This is a genomic window from Nonomuraea sp. NPDC049750, from assembly GCF_040659625.1.
Taxonomy (GTDB): domain Bacteria; phylum Actinomycetota; class Actinomycetes; order Streptosporangiales; family Streptosporangiaceae; genus Nonomuraea.
In genome coordinates, this window is record NZ_JBFANB010000053.1 from 23,010 (window position 1) to 47,732 (window position 24,723).

Annotated in this window: 23 protein-coding genes; 13 read left to right on the top strand and 10 right to left on the bottom strand. The window is 69.8% G+C overall.

The genetic code is table 11. The features are described from left to right. Positions 1 to 23: 23 nt before the first annotated feature. From AB0J16_RS57030 to AB0J16_RS57040, 3 genes are all read left to right on the top strand, one after another. Positions 24 to 1,442: a DHA2 family efflux MFS transporter permease subunit gene (locus AB0J16_RS57030; protein ID WP_358557019.1), complete on the top strand. Its 1,419-nt coding sequence runs from the start codon at positions 24 to 26 to the stop codon at positions 1,440 to 1,442. Between the two features lie 102 nt (positions 1,443 to 1,544). Then, positions 1,545 to 1,994, top strand: coding sequence for an NUDIX domain-containing protein (locus tag AB0J16_RS57035; protein ID WP_358557022.1), 450 nt, complete (start codon positions 1,545 to 1,547; stop codon positions 1,992 to 1,994). Positions 1,995 to 2,183: 189 nt separating this feature from the next. Beyond that, positions 2,184 to 2,774 carry a hypothetical protein gene (locus tag AB0J16_RS57040; RefSeq protein ID WP_358557025.1) on the top strand — a complete coding sequence of 197 codons (591 nt, stop codon included), beginning with the start codon at positions 2,184 to 2,186 and terminating at the stop codon, positions 2,772 to 2,774. Here the strand turns inward: AB0J16_RS57040 and AB0J16_RS57045 are convergent. Together AB0J16_RS57045 and AB0J16_RS57050 are read right to left on the bottom strand one after the other, a co-directional pair. After that, positions 2,767 to 3,417, bottom strand: a complete 651-nt coding sequence (locus AB0J16_RS57045) for a response regulator transcription factor (RefSeq protein ID WP_358557028.1) — start codon at positions 3,415 to 3,417, stop codon at positions 2,767 to 2,769. The two genes, AB0J16_RS57040 and AB0J16_RS57045, sit on opposite strands and share 8 nt — an antisense overlap. Continuing rightward, entirely contained in the window at positions 3,414 to 4,484 is a 1,071-nt protein-coding gene (locus AB0J16_RS57050; protein WP_358557031.1) for a histidine kinase, read from the bottom strand. The genes AB0J16_RS57045 and AB0J16_RS57050 overlap by 4 nt, the downstream gene beginning before the upstream one ends. A gap of 110 nt (positions 4,485 to 4,594) precedes the next feature. On the opposite strand from AB0J16_RS57050, the gene AB0J16_RS57055 reads away from it, so the two are divergent. Both AB0J16_RS57055 and AB0J16_RS57060 read left to right on the top strand, forming a co-directional pair. Continuing rightward, positions 4,595 to 5,179, top strand: a complete 585-nt coding sequence (locus tag AB0J16_RS57055; RefSeq protein ID WP_358557034.1) for a hypothetical protein — start codon at positions 4,595 to 4,597, stop codon at positions 5,177 to 5,179. Between the two features lie 126 nt (positions 5,180 to 5,305). After that, on the top strand, positions 5,306 to 6,670 hold the full coding sequence (locus tag AB0J16_RS57060) for a serine hydrolase domain-containing protein (protein WP_358557037.1): 1,365 nt from the start codon (positions 5,306 to 5,308) through the stop codon (positions 6,668 to 6,670). Here the strand turns inward: AB0J16_RS57060 and AB0J16_RS57065 are convergent. Together AB0J16_RS57065 and AB0J16_RS57070 are read right to left on the bottom strand one after the other, a co-directional pair. Further along, on the bottom strand, positions 6,658 to 7,566 hold the full coding sequence (locus tag AB0J16_RS57065; RefSeq protein ID WP_358557040.1) for a hypothetical protein: 909 nt from the start codon (positions 7,564 to 7,566) through the stop codon (positions 6,658 to 6,660). The genes AB0J16_RS57060 and AB0J16_RS57065 overlap by 13 nt on opposite strands. A gap of 83 nt (positions 7,567 to 7,649) precedes the next feature. Beyond that, positions 7,650 to 9,368 carry a BTAD domain-containing putative transcriptional regulator gene (locus AB0J16_RS57070; RefSeq protein WP_358557042.1) on the bottom strand — a complete coding sequence of 573 codons (1,719 nt, stop codon included), beginning with the start codon at positions 9,366 to 9,368 and terminating at the stop codon, positions 7,650 to 7,652. 139 nt (positions 9,369 to 9,507) lie between these two features. Here AB0J16_RS57070 and AB0J16_RS57075 point away from each other — a divergent pair, with 139 nt between their 5' ends. Next, a complete protein-coding gene (locus tag AB0J16_RS57075) occupies positions 9,508 to 10,575 on the top strand; it encodes a suppressor of fused domain protein (RefSeq protein ID WP_358557103.1) in 1,068 nt (355 codons plus the stop codon). Between the two features lie 121 nt (positions 10,576 to 10,696). Here the strand turns inward: AB0J16_RS57075 and AB0J16_RS57080 are convergent, their stop codons facing one another. From AB0J16_RS57080 to AB0J16_RS57095, 4 genes are all read right to left on the bottom strand, one after another. Continuing rightward, positions 10,697 to 12,520 carry a protein kinase gene (locus AB0J16_RS57080; RefSeq protein WP_358557045.1) on the bottom strand — a complete coding sequence of 608 codons (1,824 nt, stop codon included), beginning with the start codon at positions 12,518 to 12,520 and terminating at the stop codon, positions 10,697 to 10,699. Positions 12,521 to 12,714: 194 nt separating this feature from the next. After that, on the bottom strand, positions 12,715 to 13,848 hold the full coding sequence (locus tag AB0J16_RS57085) for a winged helix DNA-binding domain-containing protein (protein ID WP_358557048.1): 1,134 nt from the start codon (positions 13,846 to 13,848) through the stop codon (positions 12,715 to 12,717). Between the two features lie 81 nt (positions 13,849 to 13,929). Then, entirely contained in the window at positions 13,930 to 14,136 is a 207-nt protein-coding gene (locus tag AB0J16_RS57090; RefSeq protein ID WP_358557051.1) for a DUF397 domain-containing protein, read from the bottom strand. After that, on the bottom strand, positions 14,127 to 14,954 hold the full coding sequence (locus AB0J16_RS57095; protein WP_358557054.1) for a helix-turn-helix transcriptional regulator: 828 nt from the start codon (positions 14,952 to 14,954) through the stop codon (positions 14,127 to 14,129). Before AB0J16_RS57095 ends, AB0J16_RS57090 begins: the two co-directional genes overlap by 10 nt. Before the next feature lie 214 nt (positions 14,955 to 15,168). Between AB0J16_RS57095 and AB0J16_RS57100 the strand changes: the two genes are divergently transcribed. From AB0J16_RS57100 to AB0J16_RS57130, 7 genes are all read left to right on the top strand, one after another. Further along, a complete protein-coding gene (locus AB0J16_RS57100; RefSeq protein WP_358557057.1) occupies positions 15,169 to 15,456 on the top strand; it encodes a hypothetical protein in 288 nt (95 codons plus the stop codon). After that, positions 15,453 to 15,902 carry an ATP-binding protein gene (locus AB0J16_RS57105; protein WP_358557060.1) on the top strand — a complete coding sequence of 150 codons (450 nt, stop codon included), beginning with the start codon at positions 15,453 to 15,455 and terminating at the stop codon, positions 15,900 to 15,902. The genes AB0J16_RS57100 and AB0J16_RS57105 overlap by 4 nt, the downstream gene beginning before the upstream one ends. A gap of 85 nt (positions 15,903 to 15,987) precedes the next feature. Next, complete coding sequence (locus AB0J16_RS57110; RefSeq protein WP_358557063.1) at positions 15,988 to 16,431, top strand: MarR family transcriptional regulator; 444 nt, start codon at positions 15,988 to 15,990, stop codon at positions 16,429 to 16,431. Continuing rightward, on the top strand, positions 16,428 to 17,846 hold the full coding sequence (locus tag AB0J16_RS57115; protein WP_358557065.1) for an MFS transporter: 1,419 nt from the start codon (positions 16,428 to 16,430) through the stop codon (positions 17,844 to 17,846). Before AB0J16_RS57110 ends, AB0J16_RS57115 begins: the two co-directional genes overlap by 4 nt. 112 nt (positions 17,847 to 17,958) lie before the next feature. Continuing rightward, positions 17,959 to 18,789 (top strand): NAD(P)H-binding protein, encoded by an 831-nt coding sequence (locus tag AB0J16_RS57120; protein WP_358557068.1) that lies wholly within the window; start codon positions 17,959 to 17,961, stop codon positions 18,787 to 18,789. 368 nt (positions 18,790 to 19,157) lie between these two features. Next, positions 19,158 to 20,234 (top strand): TOMM precursor leader peptide-binding protein, encoded by a 1,077-nt coding sequence (locus tag AB0J16_RS57125; RefSeq protein ID WP_358557070.1) that lies wholly within the window; start codon positions 19,158 to 19,160, stop codon positions 20,232 to 20,234. Between the two features lie 128 nt (positions 20,235 to 20,362). Then, on the top strand, positions 20,363 to 21,661 hold the full coding sequence (locus AB0J16_RS57130; protein WP_358557073.1) for a M14 family zinc carboxypeptidase: 1,299 nt from the start codon (positions 20,363 to 20,365) through the stop codon (positions 21,659 to 21,661). Between the two features lie 3 nt (positions 21,662 to 21,664). On the opposite strand, the gene lanL is transcribed toward AB0J16_RS57130, so the two are convergent. Together lanL and AB0J16_RS57140 are read right to left on the bottom strand one after the other, a co-directional pair. Further along, positions 21,665 to 24,253, bottom strand: a complete 2,589-nt coding sequence (gene lanL / locus AB0J16_RS57135; protein WP_358557075.1) for a class IV lanthionine synthetase LanL — start codon at positions 24,251 to 24,253, stop codon at positions 21,665 to 21,667. A gap of 143 nt (positions 24,254 to 24,396) precedes the next feature. Further along, positions 24,397 to 24,567 (bottom strand): SflA family class IV lanthipeptide, encoded by a 171-nt coding sequence (locus AB0J16_RS57140; protein ID WP_225289182.1) that lies wholly within the window; start codon positions 24,565 to 24,567, stop codon positions 24,397 to 24,399. Positions 24,568 to 24,723 lie beyond the last annotated feature (156 nt).

Consider the following 24,723-nt stretch of genomic DNA (forward strand, 5'->3'; position numbering starts at 1 on the left):
CATGGGGTCACTACTTTGAACCCATGAGTTCAAATCCTTCGGCCGATGACCGGCTGGACCCACAACTGCTGGGCACGATCGCCGTGATCCTGCTCGGCGGGCTGCTGGGGATCCTCAACAGCACCATGGCGGCCGTCGCCACGGACACCCTGGCCGCGGCCTTCGACACCTCGCTCAGCACGATCGGCTGGGCGTCCACCGGCTTCCTGCTCGCCGTGACGGCCACCATCCCGTTCACCACCTGGGCCGTGGACCGGTTCGGCGGCAAGCGGCTGTGGGTGGCCGGTCTGCTGATCTTCTTGATCGGCTCGCTCGCCGCCGGGCTGTCCTGGAACGTCGGCAGCCTGATCGCGTTCCGGGTGCTGCAGGGGTTCGGGGCGGGCCTGCTCGATCCGCTCGTACTGATCCTGCTGGCCCGCGCCGCCGGGCCGCGCCGCGCCGGGCGGGTGATGGGGCTGATGGGGGTGGTGCTGTCCCTCGGGCCCGTGCTCGGGCCGATCGCGGGCGGCGCGATACTCGACGCCTTCGAGTGGCGGTGGATGTTCCTGATCGGCGTGCTCGTCGGCGTGGCCGCCCTCGTGCTCGCGCTGCGGATCATCCCCGCCGACGGACCCGGCGAAAGTGGCGGGGCGCGGCTGGACGTCCTGGGGCTGGCGCTGCTCGGACCGGGCTTCGCGGTGGTGGTGCTGGCTCTGTCGCAGGTGGCCGAGCAGGGCGCGTTCGCCGCCTGGCAGGTGCTGCTCCCGCTGGGCGTGGGCGCGGCCGTCCTGATCGGGTACGCCGGGCACGCGCTTCACACCACAGCGCCGTTGATCGACCTGAGGTTGTTCGCCAATCGGGGCTTCACGGCGAGTGTCACGATCATGGGCCTCGGCGGGATGGCGGTCTTCGCCTCCCTGTTCGCGCTGCCCCTGTACTACCAGCAGGCGCACGGGCACGGCGTACTGGCCGCCGGGCTGCTGATGGCCCCGGTCGGGCTCGGCGGCTCGATCGCCATGCCGGTGGCCGGGCGGCTGTCGGACCGGCTCGGCCCCCGCGGGCTGGCCACCGGCGGCGCCCTCTTGGCGGCCCTGAGCGGGCTGGCGCTCACCCGGATCGGCGCGGACACCCCCGAGATCTCGCCGGTGCTGGCCTCACTCGGGATCGGGCTGGGCATGGGCTGCTTCAGCGCGCCGGCGATGGGCTCGCTCTACCGGGCGCTGCCGCCGGAGATGGTGGCGCAGGGCAGCTCCGTGCTCTACATGCTCAACCAGCTCGGCGCGGCACTCGGCGTCGCGCTGGTCACACTCATCTTCCAGACCTCGGGCGACCCGATCGGCGGTGTCCACGGGGTCTACTGGTTCGCCGTGGGCATGATCGTGATCGTCATGGTCCTGATCCCGCTCCTGCCAGGCCGGCCGCGGACGCCGGTCGTACAGGATGAGCTCACGAGGACCTCGTGAGCACTGGTGGCATGGACGGGATGGGCCGGATACCGAACGACCTGATCCTGGCCGGAACCTGAGCCGTCCGATCCCACTCACACCGACCCGGGAGATAACGACGTGAACGAGCTGCTGGCCAAACTGTGGCGCATGGGCAAGCCCTTGCAGTGGCGCTTGCTGTGGCTCGTGAACGCCAAGTTCATGTGCGGGATCACCGGGGTCACCCGCACCGAGGACGGCCAAGTTCTCCTGCTGCGCCACCGGCTGTGGCCTGCCGACCGGCAATGGGGCTTTCCCACCGGCTACGCCAAGAGGGGCGAGAAGCACGAGGACACCATCGTTCGAGAGGTGCGCGAAGAGACCGGCCTGACGGTGAAGGTCGGCCGCCTTCTCCAGGTGAACAGCGGCTTCAAGCTTCGCATCGAGATCTTCTACGAGGCCACCCTGATTGGCGGGCTCGACAACCTTGCCGTGGACGGCAGGGAGGTCATTGACGCCAGACTGTTCGCCGTGAACGCGTTGCCCGATGGGATGCCCGAGGCCCACAAGAGGCTCATCCGGGGAACCTGACCGCGAGGCCCGCCACCCAGGCGCTGCTGCATCACAAAGCCGGCGCCGCGCACGCCACTTCTAGGGCAGAGCGTGTTTCCCCGGTGTTATCCCGGTCTTCGGAACTCCCTCGGCGGAGGGAGGTGTGAAGCCACGGTCATCCACGACAGTCGTGGAGTTAGTTCACGTTGCGAGCGTTGGAGAAACGTCGTGATCAAAATCCTGTGCCACACCGTTGGGGTCCTCGTGCTGGCCACCGCCACTCCTCAGGTCGGCGTCGCGGTCGCGGCCGTCACGTCGAGCGAAGCCGTGTCGGCCGCCAGTGCGACCACCGCGTCCATCAAGGGATGGGCGCGGATGTACTTCCCGGCTCCAGGAAACGACGTCCAGGTCACGGTCGATGCCCATGGTGAATTCACCGCGGAGAGCCCCGTCTTTCCCACCCGTGCGTGGGGTACGTTTCGCATCTATCACGCCGTAAAAGAGCCAGGTAAGCCACCGCAGGCGAACTGGGGAGAGGTCGAGGTCGACTGCCTGACGACCGGCGGCCCTACCGCGACCGTCACAGGAACACTCGTCCGAGCCACCCCGGGCGGCCCATGGGAAGACCTGGTGAGACGGAAGGTTCGCATGGGTGTGAGCTTCTACGTCGCCGGCAAGGGTGCAGGGCCCAGCCGCATCGGTCTGAGCGGGGCGACATTGCCGGAACAACCACCGCTGACCAAATGCATGGCCCCTGCCCCGAACGCGCCGGTGATACGGGGCGGCTACGTTCTCAAGGACAAGGGCCCGCTCACATGAGGCGCCCCTCGGCGCCGGCGAAGATGAGGCCGAATTCGTAGGCCAGAACCGCCGCCTGGGTGCGGTCGCGGGCCCCGAGCTTCTCCAGGACGTGGCGGACGTGCGTCTTGACCGTCTCTACGGACACGTACAGGGTCGCGGCGATCTCCGCGTTGTTCTGCCCGTACGCGATGTGCCGCAGTACGTCCAGCTCACGCGGGGTCAGCTCGACCGGCACGCGCGGCTTCGACCTACCGGCATGTGGTGAGGCGATGCGGCGCAGCGCGTCGGGGAAGAGCACCGCGTCGCGGGAGTGCACGAGCCGGATGGCATCCACCAGCTCCTCCGCGGGCGCGCGCTTGAGTACGTAACCGGCCGCGCCGGCGCGCAGCGCACCCCAGACCAGCTGGTCGTTCTCGAACGTCGTGACCACGATGACCCGCGTCGCCGGGGAGCGGCGGGCGAGCTCCTGGGTGGCGGTCAGGCCGTCGAGGCGGGGCATGCGGATGTCCATCAGCACGACGTCCGCGCCACCGCCGGCTTCGACGGCCGCACGACCGTCGGCTGCCTCGCCGGCGACCTCGATGTCGTCGTGGAAGGAGAGCATCGTCGACCAACCCGAACGGATCAGCGCCTCGTCGTCGGCCAGGACGACGCGGATCACAGCGGCAGCGTCGCCTGGATGCGCCACGTGCCCTCCATCTTCTTGTGTACGAACGTGCCGCCGGCCAAACGGGCCCGCATGCGCATGCCGGTGAGGCCGCGCCCTTCCCGGCCGGGTTGCGGGGAGGTGTCGGCCGTTCTGTTGTCCACGGTGAGGATCAGATTGTCGCCGGTGGCGACGTCGATCACGATCGGGCCCTGCCCGTGACGCAGAGCGTTGGTGAGCGCCTCCCTGGCGATGGCGAAGGCCACGCGCGAGGTGGCGGCCGGAACCCGGTCGAGGCGGCCGACGTTCGCGCGCACGTCGAGGCCGCAGATCAGCTCGCGGAGGGAGTCGAGTGTGGGTGTCTCGGCCGGGTCGCCGTCGTCGAGTACGCGCAGCAGTACGTCGAGGTCCTGCTGGGCGTTTCGGGCGGCGCTCGTCAGATGGCTGAGCGAGTCGCCGACCTCCGGCACGCGCGCCTTCCGCAGCGCCGCTTGAGCGGCCATCGCCTGTACGAGGACGACGCTGAGGGCATGACCGACCGAGTCGTGCAGTTCCATGGCCAGGCTCTGGCGGCGGCCGAGTTCCTCGATGACGCGGGACGGCTCGGCACCCAGCAGCCGGCGCGCCGCCCACCGCTGGCCGAGCCCGGCCGCGACCATCGCGGCCAGTGTGACCGCCGCGAGGACGCACACCTGGGTCAACTCACCTGGAGCCGCGCGCCACCGCGATACGTCGCCCAGCCGGACCAGCCCGGGAGACAGCAGCAACACCCCCGCGCCAAGGGTGGCGCCGCCGTACAGGTGCAGGCTTGTCAGGGCCGCCAGATAGAGCCGATCGGCCTGCTCGGGCACATCGACGCCGAGCAGTTCCGACAGCGCGGCCCTCTCAAGGCGCCGCATCAACGGCACCGCGGCCAGCAGCATCGAGGCAGGCAGGCACGCGGCCCACAACGCGAACACCCGCACCGGAGTCTGCTCCGCCAGGATGACCAGGCCGAGAGCCACGGCCACCGGGGTCAGCAGCGCGGCCCCCAGCAGCTGGTAAATCCCGGCCCGCACAGCTCGGGCGAAGCGACCTTTCACGGGGACCGACGTTAGCCGACGGCCCGCCGCCCGGCCTCCCTCGTGCGGGGGATGAGCAGGCTCGGGACAGGTGTGATCCTCGAAGGCACCACCCATTGAGGAGAATCTTCATGACCGCTGACACCCTGTGGAGCAGACTGCATGGCCGGACCTCGGCGGGCGTCCCCCGCTGGGCCGTGCTGGCCGCCTACGCCATTCCGCTGGCCGTGCTGCCCTCCAGCCTGTGGCGCATCGCCGCCTTCATCTTGGATGTGCCGCTGCTGGAGCCCGGCTCGACGCCTGCTGGGCAGGAACAGCTGAACGGCTGGTGGTACATCCTTCTGCTCAGCGTGGTGAGTGAAGGGGCGGCCCTTCTCGCCGTCGGGCTGGTCAGCGAGTGGGGTGAGGTGTGGCCGCGTTGGGTGCCGGTCCTGCGTGGCCGCCGGGTGCCGGTCATGGCCGCGGTCATCCCCGCTGGTCTTGGCGCGCTCGCGCTGCTGGTCTTCCCCGCTGCGATGATCAGCATCAGTCTTGGGGTGAAGTTCAACGGTGACCCGACCGGATTGGTCACGCACGGCTGGCAGACAGTGGTCTTCCATGTCATGTACTGGCCGCTGGCCGTCTGGAGTCCGCTGCTCGCCCTGCTGACGGTGCACTACTATCGCCGCCGCAGCACTGTCCCACCCCGCGGCCGCACCCTGGTGCCATCCCGATGAACCTGCCCTTGGATGGTCGGCGATCGCGCTTGTGTGACGGCTGACAGCGTGCTGGGTGCGGTTTGTGAGCGGTGGGTTGGAGGGTGGGGCCGTTCACGTCACCCATCACTCATGAGGAACGGGTCAATGTCCCCACGTGTTATTCCGTCGGATCGTGCGGTGCGGCCACGGTGGCTGCGTACGGTCACGGCGTCGGCATCGGCGCTGGTCGTGAGTCTGGCCGCAGCCGCGGCGTTCCCGGCCGACGCCGCCGCCATACGGTCCGCGGCGTTTCCGCTCGGCACCGCCGCCATACCGTCCGCGGCGTTTCCGCTCGGCACCGCGGCCACACCGTCCGGAGTCTGGAGCGGCACCGAGGCGCGGCGCGCTCAGTTACAGCGGTTGGCGCGCGAGCTGGTGGACGCCGGGGCGCCCGGTGTGGTCGTGCGGGTGGACGACGGCCGCGACCGGCCGGTCGAGATCGCCGAGCAGGCCCCCTGGACCAGGCGGGATCATCTGCTCAAGGTGGGGGACGAGTTCCGGATGGCGTCCAACACCAAGACCATGATGGCCACGCTCGTGCTGCTCCTGGTCGCGGAGGGCAAGCTCGCCCTGACCGACCCGGTGGAGAGGTGGCTGCCGGGCAAGGTGCCCAACGGCGAGGCGATCACGTTGCGCATGCTGCTGAACCACACCAGCGGCCTGTTCGACTACACCGAGGACGCCACGGTCCGGCCGTCTATCCTCGGCGCGGATCGGCGGCGGTGGACCTCGGCGGAGCTGCTCGCCGTGGGGGTCAAGCACGATCCGCTGTTCGCGCCGGGTGCGAAGTGGTCGTACAGCAATACCAACTACGTCGCGATCGGCGCCGTCCTGGAGCAGGTCACCGGGGTGAGCCTGGCCGATCTGGTCCGGGACCGGATCGCCCGGCCGCTCGGCCTCAAGCACACCTACTACGCCACGGCCTCCACCTGGCGTGGCTCCCATGCCCACGGCTACGAACCGGATGCCGCCCACATGCCACCAGGCGTGCCGGCCGAGTACAGGCGCTTCGCCGGGGCGCACCGCCACGGCCACGTGGACGTCTCCGACAACGATCCCAGCGTGGGCGGGGCGGCAGGGGCGGTGGTGTCCACCGCGCGGGACTGGTCCCGGTTCTACATCGCGTTGATGTCCGGCAAGCTGCTGCCCGCCGCCCAGCTGGCACAGCTGCGTACCACGGTGCCGGTGGACTCACGGCAGCCGGACGGGCCCGGCTACGGGCTGGGCATCCAGACCGGTGCCGGCCCGTGCGGTACGTTCTGGGGTCACGACGGCGGCATGCCCGGCTACCTGTCCACCAACCTCACTGACCGCACCGGCAGCCGTACGGCGACCGTCCTCATCTCGGCGGAGCTCTGGGCCGAGTTCGAGGCCGACCCGAAGATCGCCAAGGCCGCCCACGCGCTGCAGACCGCCGTGACCTGCACGATGTTCGGCAAGCCCGTACCGACCGCGGCTCACGCCGGCTGAGCGGCGCGGTCGGCTTCGGGGGTGGTGATGATCGCGGACACCAGGTCTTCGGCCTCGGCTCGCGACATCGCCACACCCGCGGCGTGCGCGGCCGCGAACCCGGCGGCGCCCAGGGCGGCCGTGGCCTGCTTTGTGACCATCCGTACGTCTACGTCGCGGAGGTCGGCCCAGCCTCGCAGCACGGTGGCGGCCCCGAGCAGCCGTCCCGCCAACTTCGGTCGATCGCGGCTCAGCTCGATCGCGGCGACCACGACCGCGATCGAGGCCGCGACCGGTGTACGCCAGGTCAGCGTCAGGTGCACAGCCGGGTGGTCGAGCCGGCGTACCGCCTCGTCGGGGGATCCCTCCGCGACGTCCACCTGGGCGAGTACGCTCAGCAGCAACGCGGTCAGGTGCGGCGCGGTCGACCGGCCGGGTGACGCCTCGGCCGAGCCGGCCTGGGCGTGTTCGCGGGCCGGCCCCGGTTGCCCGGCCCACCACTCCAGCCGTGCCAAGCCCAGGCGTACCTGAGTCCGGGACTCCGCCGATCCACTCCGCTCGGCCTGGTCGAGCAGGTCCGCCAGTTGCCGCCGCCCGCCGTCCGCGTCGCCGGCCTGAGCCCGGTGCAGCGCGGACGCCACGTCGTTCTCCATGGTGTGCTCGGGCATGCCGAGTTCACGGAGGTAACGGGTGGCACGTTCGGACAGTGTCGGCGGACCGGTCGTTTCGCTGGCCCGATGCCGTGCCGAATTCAGGGAGTTCAGCGTGATCGCCAGGCTCCACCGCTCGCCGAGCTGCTCGAAGCCGGTCAGCGCGCGCGAGAGCAAGTGGGTCGCCTCGGTGGCGTGCCCGGTGTTCATGGCCAGCACGCCTCGAACCAGCAGCGCCAGCGACCGACTCCACGGATCCGTCCGCACGTCCGGGGAAGCGAGCGTGTCTGGGGGAGCGAGCGTGTCCGGGGGAGCGAGTGTGTCCGGTGTGGCTTGATCGCCTCCCGAGGCTATGGCGAGCGCCAACCGGGCCATCTCCAGGATGGGGTGGGCGCCGGGGGTGACGCGCTCCAGCGCCGTCCTGATCCGGTCGAAGGTCGCTGCCGCCTCGTCCGGCCGGCTGATGGCCTCAGCGGTGGCGAGCGCGTGCGCGATGACGACCAGCGCGCGTGTCTGCGGCTCGGTCGAGCCGCGGACCTGGAGCACCTGGCCGAGCTGGTCCAGCGACTCCGGCGGGAAGTCCCGCAGGAACCAGAACCAGCACAGCGCGACGCCGAACCGTACCGCCAGGTCGGCGTCGCCGGACTCGACCGCCCAGCGGATCGCCGCCGACAGGTTGTCCCGTTCCGCGGACAGGGCGGAAGTACCGGGTGCAGGGTCTCGCCGTCGATCCGCAGGGGTTCGCGGCCAGTGGCCAGCACGCGCAGCCTCGGGCACCGGCCGAGCAGGGTTCCGGCGAGCGTCGCGGCGGCCTCGACCACGTGCTCGCAGTTGTCCAGCACCAGGACCAGGTCGTCCTCCGCGACCGTCTCGACCAGCTGGTCCAGTACCGCCTCCGGGGTGACAGGACGCGGCGGCACGTTCTCCTCGCGTACCCGCAACAGGTCGAGCAGCACGCGGGGCACATCGTCCGCGCCGACCGGGGCCAGCGAGACGAACCACACCCCGCCGGACGGCGTGAGCTGCCGGCCGATGGTGTTGGCCAGCCGGGTCTTGCCCGCCCCGCCGGGACCGACCAGGGTGACCAGCCGAGTACGACCGAGCAGGTCGACCACGCGGCGGATCTCGTCGTGGCGGCCCACGAAGCTGGTGAGCGGGACGTCCAGGTTGCCGTGCGATCGGCGGGTCCGGCTGCCGTGCGATCGGTGGGGCCGGTTATCGTGCGATTGGTGGGGCTGGTTGCCGTGCGGTTGGCGGGACCGGGGGAGGTCACCGCGCAACACCGCCAGATGGGCCTCCTGAAGATGCGGTCCGGGATCGCCGCCGAAACTGTCCGCCAGCAGGTCACGGATCCGCTGGTAGGCGACCAACGCCTCGGCGCCACGGCCGTTGAGCGCCAGGGCTCGGATCAGCTGGGCGTGCAGCCGTTCGCGCAACGGGTGCGCGGCGGTCAGCGACTCAAGCTCGGCGACCAGGTCGAAGTCGGTGCCCGGCGCGAACTCGCCAGTCAGGTCGAGACCGGTGCCCGGCGCGAGATCGACGGCCAGGTCGAGGCCGGTGCCCAGCGCGAGATCGGCTTCGATCCGGTCCTCCAAGGCGGCCAACCGGCCCCGCTCAAGCCGTTCGGCCTCGGCGGCGGCGAACGGTGCCTCGCGTACGTCCGCCAAAGCAGGGCCGCGCCACAGGCTCAGAGCCTCGCGCAAGATGGCGGCCGCCTCGGCGGGCCGGGCCTGCGCGTGCGAGCGCCGACCCGCGCGGGCCAGCCGCTCGAACCGGGCGGCGTCGACCGCGTCCGTCTCGACCGCCAACCGGTACCCGTCCGGGCCTGAGGTGAGCAGCCCGGGGTCGCCCAGGACCCGCCGCAACCGGGACACCAGCGATTGCAACGCGTGCAGGTGATCGGCCGACGCCGTCTCGCCCCACAACCCGTCGATCAGGGTCGCCGGCCGGACGGCACGCCCGGCGTCCAGCACCAGCCGGGCCAGCAACGCCCGCAGCCGCGCACCCCCGACCGGCGTCGGGCCGGTAGCGGTTTCCAGCACCAGGGAACCGAGAATGCCGACGCGCACCCGCCCACTATCCCAGCCCGACCTGTTGGACCGCCAAGTCACTCATCGGTCCGCTTCCTGAGGTGGTCATCGCATTGGCAGACCTGGCGGCTTCGCTCGTGTTCGCCGAACAAGACTGTGGTTGGATCCCCGCGTGAATATGATTCGAGCGTTTTCGCCGGAGCAGTACGAGCGCGCCCTGAAGGCGTGGCAGTGGGCCGATATCGGAGACAAGGTCCCGCTCTTCGCGTCCCCGTTCGGGGACGTCTTCCTCCGCTCCGACGACGGCTGCTGGTTCCTCAGCATCGTGCATGGCACGCTGACCCGGTGCTGGGACGGCGTCGAGGCGCTGCGAGCGGAGCTGGACACGCCGGAGGGCCAGGAGCGGTATCTGATGGCCGGGCTGGCCCAGGAGGCCGAACGCGCCGGGATCGTCCTCGACGCCGAACAGGTCTACGACTTCAAGCACCCGCCGGTCGCCGGTGGTCGGGTCGCGGTCGACAACCTCGACGCCATCGACTTCGTGGTCAGCGTCAACGTCGCCGGCCAGATCCACGGACAGGTGAAGGACCTACCGGAAGGGACCCAGATCTCCATCTCCACGGACCTGGAGGCGGTCGGCTGGGCGGCGATCGAGACGGCCTTGCACGATCTCTACGGCGACACCGAACCGGTGGGCACCTTCGCGCCCGATGTGCCGTACTCGGCCGGCGGTCCCGATCCGTTGGACGCGATCCGGATCTACGCTCGGGACGAGCCGCGACCGCACTGGCACCTCGTGAGCTTCGGGATGTCCGAGCTCTACGAGAAGGTGACCGACGACCCGGAGGAGTCGGGCTGGGGGATCGAGTTCAGCATCCGGGTGGCCCGTGGTCCACAGGACGAAGCGCCGCCGAAGTGGCCGGCCGTGCTGTTGCAGATGCTGGCCAGGTACGTCTTCGCGGAGCGGCCGTTCGCGCCCGGCCACACGATCCACGTGGCCCGGGGAACGTTCAACGACCGGCCGGACCAGGATGAGGACAATCCAACCGAACTCGCGGCGCTCGCGTTCGCCGTCGACCCGCAGTTGGCTGTGCTGGACACCCCGCACGGCCGTGTGACGTTCCTGCAGGTCGTCGCGCTGACTGAGGCGGAGTACGCCGCGGCCAAGGGCGGTAACGCGGCCGCTGTGCTGGAGCGGGTCGAGCGGGACGTACCGTTGCACATCGTGGACCGGGACAGGCGCTAACGATCTTTGTGTGGTGCCGTCACGGACAGTGGTCGAGCGTCTCGCCGGTCACCAGCACGGCGACAAGATCGCTTCGCTGGTGTACGAGCTCTTCAAACCCCGCGACCCGGCCCCCGGACCGTCACACCGCCGAGGCGCCGGTGAGCGGTCGCTCGTCGAGTTTGGCCGCCTGCATGACGGTCAGCCGATGGACATAGAGAGCCGCGACGACCACTGCCGGCACAACCAGCACGTGCACTGCCATGCTGAACCAGGTCAGCAGCTGGAAGTCGTACCAGGAGGGCTGGTCCCCGTCGGGATATCGCATCTTGCCCGTCTCCATCCATGGGGTCCAGTAGAGAGGCCAGGTCAAGAAGGTAGCCAGCCAGACGAACCACCAGGCGTGCAGCAGACCAGCGGGGCCCATGCCACCGCCCCGGCCGGGCGGGCTGGAGGCATGCCAAACGTCGTTGGCGATCTGCTTGGGGAGGAAGAGGTTCCCCACCGGGATGAACCAGCCGACCACCGCCATGGACTCGCGGTAGCGCAGTTGCCCGGGCGCGAGCCGCTCGGCGACGGCGCGTACTCGGACGAACCAGATCAGCCAGCCCACCACCAGCCCGACGCCGAAGAGGACCTGGGCGCCCAACAGGACGTAGGAGATGTCCTCGATTGCTGACCGCGATTCCCATAAGGCGAATAGCCCGTCCTGGTGTACTCCGCCGACGACGACACCGAGCTGCTGGACGACTGTGAGTACGGAGACCAAGGCAAAGAGGGCAAGGAGCCAGTAGACCGCGGCCCGGTACCCGTCAGCCGGCAGCGTAAGGCCGCGCGCGCGGCGGCGTTCGTCGACCAGCCGAAGTTGTGGTGCCTCCGACCGCACAGCTCCGGCAGCCTGCTGATGCGGCTGATCGCCGGCGACAGGGGCCTTGGAATCAGCCAAAGTCATGGTGAGCCTGGCAGTGAGCGGTTGCGGTGAGACGGCCGGGGTCACGGTCATCGCTTCGGCGACTGGGTCCGCGCCGGGTGCGGCGCCCGCGGCGATGATCATCCGGGTGCGGGGATCCTCCTGCTCCAGCAGTTGCACCGCTTCCTGGCCCAGCCGGGCCAGCACCTCCGACGGCAACCATGGCTCCAGCGAGCGGTACTGGGTCTCTTCCCGTGCCCGCAGCTCGTTCAGGGTCGGCCGGTCAGCCGGGTCCTTGGCCAAGCAGTCCTTGATCAGCCCCAGCAGTGGCTCTGGCACGCCGATGAGGTCCGGCGGCTCGTGTACCACCCGGTACATCAGAGCGTGTAACTGGCTGTCCTGCGCGTCGAACGGCAGCCGCCCGGTGGCAGCGAAGGCCAGCACCGTACCCAGCGAGAAGATGTCGCTCGCCCCGGTCAGTTTCTCGCCCCGGATCTGTTCCGGTGACATGAAGCCGGGAGAGCCGATCACCGCGCCGGTGGCGGTGAGGCCCCCGGTGGTGGAGGCGTCCAAGGCGCGGACGATGCCGAAGTCGATCACCTTCGGTCCGTTGATGGTCACCATCACGTTCGACGGCTTCAGGTCACGGTGGATGAGCCCGGCGTCGTGGATGTCGCCCAGTGCCTGGCACAATCCGGAGGCCAATCCACGCACCGAGTTTTCTGGCAGCGGCCCGCCCTGCTCCGCCACCACCTGATGCAGAGTCGGCCCGGCGACGTACGCCGTGGCCACCCAGGGCAATGCCGCATCGGGATCGGCGGCCAGCACGGCGGCCGTCCACTTCCCGCCGACCCGTCGCGCCACGGCGATCTCCTCGGCGAACCGGCGGCGGAAATCCAGGGCCGCCGCCAGTTCAGCGCGGATGATCTTCACCGCCACCATTCGGCCACGCGGCGACCGGGCGAGGTAGACCACGCCCATGCCGCCTTCCCCCAGCCTGCCGATGAGCCGGTAGTCGGCGATCCGGTCGGGATCCTGTTCTTGCAGAGACTGCACAGCTGGTGGTTCCCTCCCCTTGAGCATCGCGCGGCTGATCAAGCCTAGTGCAGGCCTGCTGAGGTCCTTGATGGCTTCAGATGATCACTCCGGGGGTTCTTTCGGTTTGGGGAGATAGAGGGCGCATGCGCAGTCGCGTGCCTCGATCGGCGTTCCGGTCATCGCTCCGCTGGGCAGGTCGGTACCGAGGGGCTTCAGCTTGGGAGCAGGCGGACTTCGGCGCTGGGCAACTGCTTGGTCCACCAGTGGGCGTAGCGGCGATAGACGGTGGTCCCGCGATCCGCCAGGAAGGCCGCCAATGCCTCGGCCTCCGCTGCGAGCCCCCTCCACACCTCCTCGTCCAGCCGGTGGAATGCCGTCGCTTCGATGCCGCCCTGGACCGGGCGCCACACACCGGCGACGAAGCCGTCGACGAGCAGGGTCGGCAGGACGTCGCCGTTGCGCCGGATGACGATCGGGCGGTATTCGGGGGGAATGACGCGGCTGCGATCGGAGTAGGCGAGCAGGACGCTGTCCCACATGGGCAGCAGGCGGGGTGGGGCAGCAGTGTCCTCAGCGGGGAGCGGCGCGCCGGGCACATCGAACAGTGCCGCTCCATCCGGCCCTTCCAGCTCCTCGACCTGGCCGGCCAGAGCCCGCACAGCCGGCCGCAGCACCGACCGCTTGACCAGGGTGAACTGCGCCATGTCCGGCACCGTGGCAGGGCCGAACGCTTGTAGGTAACGCAGGACCAGTCGCTGTACGGACTCGTCCTCAGATTCCGGACCTGAGGTGATGCCTGCGTCGAGGAACGAAGACCGCGCACCGAACGACCACGGCCCACCGGTCGGCGCATGGTGCAGAGGCGCGAACGTCCGCAGCGCCCACCACGCACCCCGCTTGGGCTCCCCGTACCTGCCCTTAAGGAAGTCCTCGATCTCGGCGCTGGTACGCGGACTGGCCACGAACTCCGCGAGATGGGGGAGGAGGGCGTCAGCGTCGGCGATGGACAGTCCGCTCGAGGTGAAGCGGGAGTCGCCCAGCCGCGCGGCCCGTAGGCTGCGCCGCATCGCGTTATGGAACGCCCCGTAGTCCTCGGCGTGTACCGCGTGCAAAGTGATGCGCAGCAGCGTGGCCTTGACCACCTCGCGGTCGGCGAACGCGACGTCCAGCTCTTTCGCCTCGAAGCCGGTGAGCCGGTTCCACAGGGCGACATACGGTGACGGGGCCTCCTGCGCCTGCAGGGCGACGAGCCGGCGGACGGCGTCGGCCACGGTCAGCGATTCGCGCCGTAACAGGAGTTGCCGGGCGAGCGTGGCCCGATTGAGCTGTCGGGCGGTGAGTCTCATCTCCCCGTTTCTTGTTTTCGACGGCGGGCGGCCATCAGCGCCTGTCGTCATCCAGCGACGGGGAGCGTGATGCGGATGATTTTAGGGCAGAAGGGGGAAGTCGCCGGACTTGAGGCCGGTGATGAATGTCCGCCACTCGGCGGGGGTGAAGATCAGCTTGGGGCCTTCCGGGTCCTTGCTGTCGCGAACCGCGACTACGCCGGGAAGATTCGTGGCGACTTCAACGCACTGGCCGCCGTTGTCTGAAGAGCGCGACGACTTCCGCCACGCAGCAGTGCTCAGGTCCATGCGTGTCTCGCTTCCTCGATCATCTTGAGGGATATGCGCTCAGGATAAGCCCATAGCCGTATCGCCTCATAGCGCTGCCAAATTGAGGTGACAATGTCATGGTCCGTTGTGATGTGCGCCTGTGTCGGTGAGTCCGAGCTGACGACATCGGGCTGGTCGTTCGGGAGCTTGGCGATCATAAAGGCCCCTGCCAGGCCCGCAACGCATTCCGGATCAACGACCTGGATAAAGACGGCAGGCCGCCGGGACAGCTCCAGCAGATGGCCGAGTTGCTCACACATCACCTCGGGACCGCCGATTCTGCGGCGCAGTACACCCGCATCGACGAGTGCCAGGAGCATGGGCGGCTTCTTCCGGTCAAGGATGTGTTGCCGCCGCATGCGGGCTTCGACGCGTTCATCCACCTCTTCGGGTGTGACCTGCGGTCCCTGACTGAAGACATGGCGGGCGTATGCCTCGGTCTGCAGGAGCCCTGGGATGAGCAGGGGATCCCAGGAGCGCAGGACGAGGAGGGTGGGCTCGATCTCCTCGGCCCAACTCCGGAACCAGATCGGGCTGCCGGACTGGGCGGTGATGCTCTGATGAAGCCGGGTGAAGGAGACGCCTTCGGCCATCCCGAAGAGCTGGTCCAGCCGTTCGGCGTCGGACCGCGACGGCGTACGGGTCGCCTTCTCCAGTCTGCTCACCTGCGTCTGCGTACACCCGAGCCGGGACGCCACGGCGGCCTGCGACAGCTCGGCGGCCTCCCGGAGCCGCCGCATCTCGGAGCCGAATCGCACGCGAGGGGACCCCGGGTCGAGAGACGGCACAACGTGCATCACATTTCCTCTCTAATCAGAGAAAAACGGAAACCTTCTTTGAGTGGCTACACCATTTAAACCACGCCTGACCAGCGGCTGTCATTATGCGTGCTGCCTTGGCTTGGTGACTCGGTCGCCGACTCGGCGCCATGAAGGCACGCTGAAGCACAGCCTCTCTTTTCTGGCAGCAGATAAAGAAGGTTACCCATGACTTTCTATGGTCGGGAGAGAAATGACGGCGCGCGAACAGTACGAGAGATTCGACCATCTGGCCCGGCTGGGCTGGGACCTGCACTGTCTTGGCATCCGCGTCTCGCTGGTCGTTCCCGTGAGCGGCCAGCCGGTTCTGGAGATGCTTTCGGAGAGCGGTGCCAAGGTCCACATCGCCGCCGTCCGCCGTTACTGCGGCTGGGTTTTCACCTGGCGGCCATGGTGGGCGCGGTTGTGGCGGCGTGACAAATGGGTGGTGGCCTGCGCGGCCAATGTCGCCGACATCATCGCAGCGGAGGTGAACGCATGAGAAGGTCGCTCCGTCATTGCGACGACTCGCCCAAGACGCCATTCACGCACGCCACCTGGCGCAGGGAATTCCCGGCGATGGCGGTATCCGTTCCCGAGGCCCGTGAATGGGTGGGTTCCCTGCTGTCCGTCGGCGTCCCGTCCCCGTTGCTCGACGATGTGCTCCTGTTGCTGAGCGAGGTCGTCACCAACGCCATCACCCACTCCGACTCCGCCCACGCCCTCGGCGGCCAGGTGACGGTCCAGATCACCCGTACCGGCACGACCGTGCGGGTGGAGGTGACCGACGCCGGCTCCGCCACCACCGCGCCCGCCGTACGCGCCCCGAATCTAGAGGACGACGGAGGCCGGGGCCTGTGGCTGGTGGCCCTGCTGGCCGAGGAATGGGGGTTCCACCGCGACGAGACCGGCGGATCGGTCTGGTTCCGATTGGCCGAGGGCGATTGACCATGTCCCGGATGGAGCCCCACATCCGTGATGAGAAAGACAGTCAAAACTGTACAGTTTGGACTGAGCGACTTAAGGTGGAGACGTGGGTGACAAGACCGAGGACGCCTCCGCCGTCCGCACCGCGCGCGCCATCCGGGTGACCATCGGCCGCCTGCGCCGCCGCATCCTGAATGTGAACGACGCCGCGGACATCACCCTCTCCCAGGCGTCCGTCCTTGCCCGGCTTTCCCAGAACGGGCCCGCCACGGCGAGTGATCTCGCGGCTGTGGAAGGCGTACGCCCGCAGTCCATGGCCACCACGGTCGCGGCGCTCTCCCGCCTCGGGCTCGTGGAGCGTCACCCCGATCCCGATGACGGCCGCAAGCGGCTTGTCACCCTCACCGACCCCGGTCGCGAACGTGCCGAGGGCGACCGTGCGGCCCGCCAGGCCTGGCTGGCGCGCGTCCTGGAGGAGCGGTGCACCGAGAGTGAGCGGCAGATGATCGTGAAGGCGATGGCCGTCCTGGAGAAGCTGATCGAACCATGAGCGACGACAACAAGCCCCCGGCAACCACCGACGCGACGCCGCACACAGGCGGCAGCGCAAGGGGCGACCCGGGCAGGCGGTTCGATCGTCGCCTGATACCGCCGATGATCCTCGGTTCGGTGCTCAACCCGATCAACTCGACGATCATCGCTGTCGCGCTCGTCCCCATCGGCGTCGCCTTCGGGGCCCCGCCCTCGGAGACCGCCTGGCTCGTCTCGGCGCTCTATTTCGCCACCGCGCTCGGGCAGCCGGTCGTCGGGCGCCTCATCGACCTCTTCGGGTCGCGCCGCCTCTTCCTGATCGGCGCCGCCCTCGTCGGCGTCGCGGGCGTCGTCGGGATGTACGCCCCCAACCTGGGCGTCCTCATCGCGGCCCGGGTGGTGCTCGGCTTCGGCACCTGCGCCGGATACCCGGCCGCGATGTCGCTGCTGCGCCGCGAGGCGGACCGTACCGGGAACGACAATCCTCGCGGGGTGCTCACCACACTCGCCGTCGCCACCCAGACCGTCGCGGTCATCGGCCCCGCGCTCGGCGGTCTGCTGATCCGCGTCGGCGGCTGGCGGGCCACCTTCGCCCTGAACATCCCGCTCGCCGCCGGTGCGCTGATCCTCGGCGCGCTGCGGCTGCCGAAAACTCCGCCCAGCAGCCGCGGCGGCATCGCCGCGCGACTGGATCTCCCCGGCGCCGGGCTGTTCACGGTAATGCTCATGGCGTTGCTGCTGTTCCTGATGAACCTGAGCGTCGGGGCGCTGTACCTGCTCGCCATCGCCGCCGCGGCGGCCGCCGCGTTCGTGTGGCGCGAATTGCGCGCCTTCGAGCCGTTCATCGACCTGCGAGTGCTCGGCGGCAACCGCCCCCTGCTCGCCACCTACGCGCGTGCCCTGGTCGCGTACGTCGTCGCCTACGCCTTCCTCTTCGGCTTCACCCAGTGGGTGGAGGAGGGCCGCGGCCTGTCCGCCTCCCAGGCCGGGCTCGTACAGCTGCCGATGTTCCTGCTGGCCATCGTCGTCTCCACGCTCACCGGCCGCCGCAAGGGAGTGTGGGGCAAGCTCGTCGTCGGCGCGGTCGGACAGATCGTCGCGTGCGTGCTGATGCTGTTCCTGTACGCGGACAGCCCGGTCTGGACGTTGCTCGTCGTCGCCTTGGTGTTCGGCGTGCCGCAGGGGCTCAACAACCTCGGGCTGCAGAACTCGGTGTACCGGCAGGCCGATCCGGAGCGCATGGGCGCCTCGTCCGGGCTGCTCCGTACCTTCTCGTACATGGGCTCGATGGTCGCGTCCGCGTCCGCGTTCGCCTTCGGCCGGCACGCCGACACCGGCGGCATGCACGTGCTGGCCTGGGTCATGATCGGCGCCGCGACGCTGTTCCTGCTGATCACGGTCGTCGACCGCGGCCTGGGGCGACTCGCCGTCTGAGACTTTCAAGCTGAAGACGATGGCGTATGAATGCCAGACTTTTAGGCATTGGCCATCTCATCTGTTCCTCCTACGGTTGACCATCAGTAGGACCACTGATGGGAGGCGCACGATGCCGCAAAGGATTCTGGTCACCGGGGCGACCGGTACGGTCGGTCGTCAGGTGATGGCACAGCTGGTGGAAATCGGGGTCGAGGTTCGCGCGCTGACCCGGGAACCGGTCGATCTGCCACCGACCGTCGAGGGCGTGCGCGGTGACCTGTCGGTCCCTGATTCTCTGCGCGCCGCTTTCGACGGGGTCGAGGCGGTGTTCCTGGTCTGGCCGTTCGCCTCGGCCGAGGGGCTGGAGATGGTGCTCAAGCTGATGGCCGCGACCCGCAGAGTGGTGTACCTGTCGTCGGCGGCTGTGCGTGATCATGAACGGCGGGCCGAGCGGCTGATCGAACGGTCTGGGCGGCAATGGACGATCCTGCGCCCGCATGCCTTCGCGGCCAACGCCCTGCGCTGGGCCGAGCAGATCCGCGGCGGGGGAGTGGTGCGGGAGCCGTACGGTCAGGCCGCGATGTCCCTCGTGCACGAGCGGGACATCGCCGCGGTCGCGGTGCGGGCACTGACCCAGGACCGGCATGCCGGCTCCGTGTACGAGCTGACCGGGCCGCACTCCCTGACCCAGGCCGAGCAGGTACGCGTCATCGGCGAGGTGATCGGCCACCCCGTGCGCTGGGAGGAGACCTCGCCGGAGGACGCGCGGCGGCAGATGCTGGCCCGCCGCTGGCCGGCGGCGGCCGTGGACGGCATCCTGCGCGCCCAGGCCGAGATGACGCTCGGCCCGGCGCCGGTCACCGCCACTGTGGAGGAGGTGGCCGCGACCGCGGCGCGCACGTTCCGCTCGTGGGCGGCCGAGCACGCGCACGCCTTCGAGCCGCTCGTCCGTGACGAGTAGGAGCCGAACCGACGGCCGCCGGTGGAACAGGCCAACGGCCGCGGCGCCTTGACCGGCCTGATAGGGCTTCCCCGTAAAGCCCGTTTCGGAGACGGGCTACTGAACAAACTGGCTCAAGTGGGTCATTTATCCCCAAAGCGGTGGACACTGGCGGTTGGGGAAACTACCTTCCTCGCTCGAGGACATTTCTTCGCTATAGCCCCAAATGTCCCAGCATCATCAGGAGGGGGGACTGCATGGAGATCACGATTGCCGAGATAGAGGCAGTGGAGCTCACGTGCGGTAACAGCAACAGCTGATACTCATCGCGGGATTGGTGGCCACCCGGGTCGCCGATCCCGCGCCTTTTTCTGACGTGGAGCGGATAATTGTCGCGCGTTCTGGTCAACCCGGCGTTTCCCCTGTTCATTGAGGACCGCCGCGAACTAGTCCGGCTGGGCGACCTGCCGGGCACCGGAAAGGTGCTCAAGTCCGCCTCTCCGGCCCTACGCGAGCTGGTACGGCGGTGCGCCTCCACCGCCCTGCCCCGCGAGGAACTGGTCAGCCTCACGGCGGGGATCGGCGGCGTCACGGCGGCCGAGGTGGACCAGGCCATCACCGCTCTGCTCGCGGCCCGGATCCTGGTCGAGGAGCAGGACGTCGAGCTGCTGACGCGCCACGTTCCCACGTCGCGGCAGGCCCTGTTCTTCTCCATGTTCCAGCCCGCGTCACGGGCCGCCGAGATGGCCGGGGACCTCGCCGGGCGTACGGTGGCCGTCCTCGGCGTCGGCGGGATCGGCGGCTTCGTCGCCCTGCAACTGGCGACCGCCGGGGTGGGGCGGCTACGGCTCGTCGACCAGGACGACGTCGACGAGTCCAACCTCCACCGCCAATACCTCTATTCGGCGGAGGACGTCGGGAGCCCGAAGGTGTACACGGCCGCCCGCAGGCTCGCCGAGCACAGCCCGGAGGTCAAGGTGGAGACACACCACCGCACGCTGACCGGCGCCGGGGACGTCGCGGACCTGGTCGCGGACGCGGACCTGGTCATCGCCACGGCCGACAGCCCGCAGCCGCAGATCCGCCAATGGATGAACGCCGGCTGCGTGGCCGCCGGGGTGCCGCTCCTGCCGGGCGGGTTCAGCCAGCACCTGGGCATCGCGGGACCGCTGGTCGTGCCGGGGAGCTCGGCCTGCCTGGCCTGCCTGGAGGAGGAGCTGCGGGTCCGCAACGATGGGTGGGAGCTGCCCGCCATACTGAACCAGGGGCGGAGCATTCCGGCGTTCGGCCCGCTCTGCGCCATCGTGGCCGGGTTCGTCGCCGCCGAGGCGGTCCGCTATCTCACCGGCGTGGTCCCGCCGGCCCTGGTCGGCCGGGTGGTCCACTTCGACCTCCTGACGATGGCGACGACGGAGCAGCCCATCACCCGGCTCGACACCTGCCAGGTCTGCGGGGATCCCGCCTGACGGGCGAGGCCGGGATCCTACGGGGCGGGCGAGGTTGCGTTCGGCGGGGATCTTCGGGGCGGGCGAGGTTGCGAAACGTCCTGTATCGGCCACGTGACGTGGCGGCGCGCGCTTGAGAGGCTTCCCCCATGCGCGTGATCCCGACCATCGACGACATGGCCGCGTTACTGCGGGAGCTGTGCGACCGGTTCCCCGCGACCTGCCGCAGACGCCTCGTTGGCGCCTCCCGGCGGGGCGAGCCGCTGGAACTGGTCTCGATCGGGGACGGGTCCCAGAACGCCCTGGTGTTCGGCGGCCCCCACGCCAACGAGCCCGCCGGCTTCCTGACCGTGCTCCGCCTGGCCTCTGTGCTGTGCGAGAACGCGGCGGAGCGGAGCGGGTTCACCTGGCACTTCATCGCGTGCGTGGATCCCGACGGCGCCCGGCTGAACGAGGGCTGGTACGCGGGCCCGTACACGATCAGCCACTACCACCGCCACTTCTACCGGCCGTCCATGAGCGACCAGCCCGAATGGACCTTTCCCATCCATGCCGGGCGCAAGCAGTTCGACCGGCCGCTGCCGGAGACCCTGGCGTTGATGCGGGTCATCGACGAGCTGCGGCCCGTGTTCATGCTGTCGCTGCACAACGCCGACTTCGGCGGCGCGTACTTCCAGATCACCCGCGACGTGCCCGGTCTGGCCGCCGAGCTGGCCTCGATCGCCGCGAGCCAGGGCGTCCCGCTGGACCTGGGGCCCATCGACACCGTCGGCTACCAGGTCGCGGGTCCCGGCGTCACGCTGCTGCCGCCGGCCGAGCACATCGACTTCGTGGAGACGGGCGGCGACGCGCGCGCGCCTCGTACGTACGGGGCGTCGAGCTGGCACTACGCCGACCGCTACGGCACGTTCACGCTGATCGCCGAGGTGCCCCTGTGGACCACTCCGGGGTGCGACGACCCCTCGGACGCCGGGCTCTCCTTCGGCCACCTGGTCAAGGCGGCCGCGGTACGGCTGCGCGAGGAGATCGAGCCGCTGGCCCGCGCGCGTATGGACGTCCGGCCGCGGTGCGTCGCGCACACCCCGTTCCACGCGGCGGTGGACGACACGCTCGCCGTCTGCGACCTGCTGGTCTCCTCGCTCGAAGGCGCGGTGGACCGGGAGGACGCCGCCAGGACCGTCACGCGGGCCGAGGCGAGCGGCATGCACGACACGGTGCGCCGCCTGCCGCTACGGGCCTGCGCCATGTTCCTGCGGCTGCTGGCGGCCGAGGCGGCGGCGGGCAACCGCCCGGCCGACCTGACGGCCGTCCGGGCCGCGCTGGAGGAGCGCATGGGGCGCCTCTGCGCGGAGGCCGAGGGCCAGCTGGTCCAGCTCGCCGACCCGCTCGACCGGATCGTCACCATCCAGACGGAGGCCGCCCTGGCCGCCGCCCGCCGCCTGCGCTGAGCTTCATACGGGCAGCCGCCAGTTCGCCGTCCACAGGCGGGAGCCGGTGCGGCGGTCGAGGCGGCGCAGGAACGACAGGACGCCGGACGCACCCGTCGCCCAGGTGTAGCCGGGCTTGTCGAGGTCGTTGCCGGTGAAGACCGGTGCCGAGAGCTCGCCGCCGGCGCGCATCAGCATCAGCTCGACGATCTCTTCGGCGCCGCGCCAGTAGGAGTCGTCGCCGGTGGCCATCGCCAGGTCGATCAGCGCCTCGCCGATGCCAGCCAGGCCGCAGCACTGGGACACGACCCATGCCTGCGGCGCGATGGCCAGGCTCGCGCGGGCGCCCCGCTCCGCCAGGTCGAGGTAGCGGTCCTCGCCGTACGTGGTGGCCGCGTGCGCCAGCGGGCCGAGGATGCCGGAGACGCCCTGGCACCAGGACGCGCCCATGGCCTTGGCGTCCGGCCCGGTGAGCTCGCCGAGCATGGCCTCGGTGGCGGTGGCCAGCGACTCGAAGCGTTCCCTGGCCGCCTGTCCGGCGTCGTGGTCGCCGGTGGCCTCGTGGTAGGAGAGCAGGAACTCCGCGCAGCCGGCGGCGCCGTGGGCGAAGGCCATCTCCACGTTGACGCCCGAACCCGCCTGGGCCGGTGCCACCGCGTCCTTGGAGTCCGTCACCTCGCCGGAGACGAGCAGCCTGGCGCACTCGGCGGCCACTTCCAGGTGGCGCGGATCCTGTTCCAGCGCGGCCAGCGAGAGGTGCCCCGCGCCGATGCCGGCGACGCCGTGCGCCTGGTCCGCGCGTTGCTCGCCCTCCAGAACGATCGGGCCGGGGTCCGGCAGTTCGGGGACGGCGGTCAGTCGCGCGGCGGCCAGGAACAGCGCCGTTCCCGTGCGGCCGAAGTACAGCGCCGGGGGAAGCTTGGTCGGCGGCATGACGCGCGCCGTCCAGCGGGCCAGGTCGGCGGCGACGGTCTTGGCCTCGGGGTGGTGCAGCAGCTCCATGCCGACCCCGGCCGACCCGCCGTAGACGTTCGTCACCGGCGGGCTCGACGTCCGGGCGTCGGCCGGGCCGTCCATCAGGCCCTCCGCGAACCGTACGCACACGCGGGTGGTGTGATCCAGGACCTGCGACAGCAGCGCACCGCTGAACCGCACCCCGTCAGACCGCGACACCGTACGACCCGCCCGCCCTGCCTCGGCGTCGGCGCTCACACCGGCCCTCACGTCAGCCCTCATGTCGGCCGCGGCCGCCACCCGCTCCTCGGCGTCGAGGCTGAACAGGCGCGGCAGCAGCCCGACGACGCCCGTCGTGACGCCGGGGAACATCCGCGCCAGGCACATCAGCGTCCGTTCGACGTTCCTGGCCGGGTCGGGGTCGATCATGATGGGGTTCATCCCGGTCGCCGAGAAGAACAGCGTCGCCCCGAGCGAGAAGTAGTCGTCGGCGGGCTCGGAGGGGCGGTCCGCCTGCTGGCCGGGCACGCTGTAGCCACGGCTCCATCCGGGCAGTTGCAGCCCCTCGTACCTGCTGTTGCCGAAGTCGATCAGCGTGCAGCGGCCGTCCTCGCCGAGCACCACGTTCTTGGGGGAGAAGTCCCTGACGACGACGCCGCGCGCGTGCACGGCGTCCAGCACCTCCAGCAGCCGCCCCGCCAGCGCGGTGAGGTCCCGGTCGCCGCCGTTCTCGGTGAAGCGGCCCCGCTCGCCGACGAACCGGTTGAGGTCCAGACTGCCGGCGTCGGTCATGACAAGGAACTCGTCCTCGCCGTGCCGGAAGTGGTCGATCGGCGTGGGGATGCCCGCGACGCCGTCCAGGGCCTTGAGGATGCGAAGGTCGTTGCGCAGGTACATGCGCAGGTCCCAGCCCTCGGCGTTCTCGCCCACGTAGGCGCGGGCCTCCTTGACCACGACCGGCCGGCCGTCGGCGTCCTCGGCCCGGTAGACGTTGCCGCGCGGGCCGCGCGCGACACCGGATGTGATGCGGTACCGGTTGCCGATGAGCCTGGCGGGCGCCTCTGCGGCGTCCAACCCGATCGCCCGAGGCGCGTCGGGGACGCCGTCCTGCGGGCGGAACGGGTCGGTCGCCCACGGCGGGCAGGAGAACTCGGGTCCCGCCGCGCCCGGCAGGTGCTCGCCGTCGGGGCTGACGATGATCAGCTCGAAGTCGCCGTTCTCGTCCACGCGGTACTGGGGGGCGAAGGGGGCGTACCGGTAATAGACCGGCGCGTCGCGGCGCACCTGGCGATCGCTGACGATGCGCGGCGCGGCCAGCCCCGCCAGCGCCTCGGCCAGCCGGTGACCGAGGGGGACGACCTCTTCGGGCCGCGGGTAGACGGTGATGGCCTTGCCGACCGCGCCAGGGTCGAGGTCTCCGGAGTTGAGCTCCGCGAGCTTCTCGGGCGAGCAGGCGACCTTGAAGTCGCAGGACACGTCGGCCAGGACGGGCAGGACCCGGTCGAGCGTGTCGCCCAGGGTGCCGGGACGGGCGGAGACGTGCAGCTTCCAGCCCTGGTTGGGGGTGGTGGCACGCGGGTCGTGGACGCTGACCCAGGTGTCGCCCTCATAGATTTCCCTAGTGTTCGACTCGGCAAAATGGGTAAGGGAAACAATCACATTTACCGTCAACGAGAAAACCCTTCTGCACCGACCGGCCGGATGCCCGAAGAAAGGCCACCGGAAGTGCACCGATGGCCTTTCCACAGCGGTACGGCGCAAGGAGCGCGCCGCCGCGGAACGCCGTACGCGTTACCGCCCGATTACACGATCGAAGGGCAGCAGGGGAACGTCGAGCAAACGGTACGCTTGCAGGTGTTCACGCAGGCCTGAGGGCCATGGAGCAGCGCGGTGAGCTCGCCTTCGAAGTCGACGGCGAGGTCCTCGTACTCCAGAACGCCCGCGTCGCGGGGCTCCAGTGTAAGAACGGACATGAGGGCTCCTTCCTTGGCCACCGGTAGGCGGCCGATGTGGGGCTTGAGCCTCGGGACGGCGCTGGATAAGTGCCGTTACCCGTGCCTTGACCGCGATGGGAATCGCCTGTCGCGGCCAAACGGACGCATTATGTTCACAACTCATCAAATATGTCC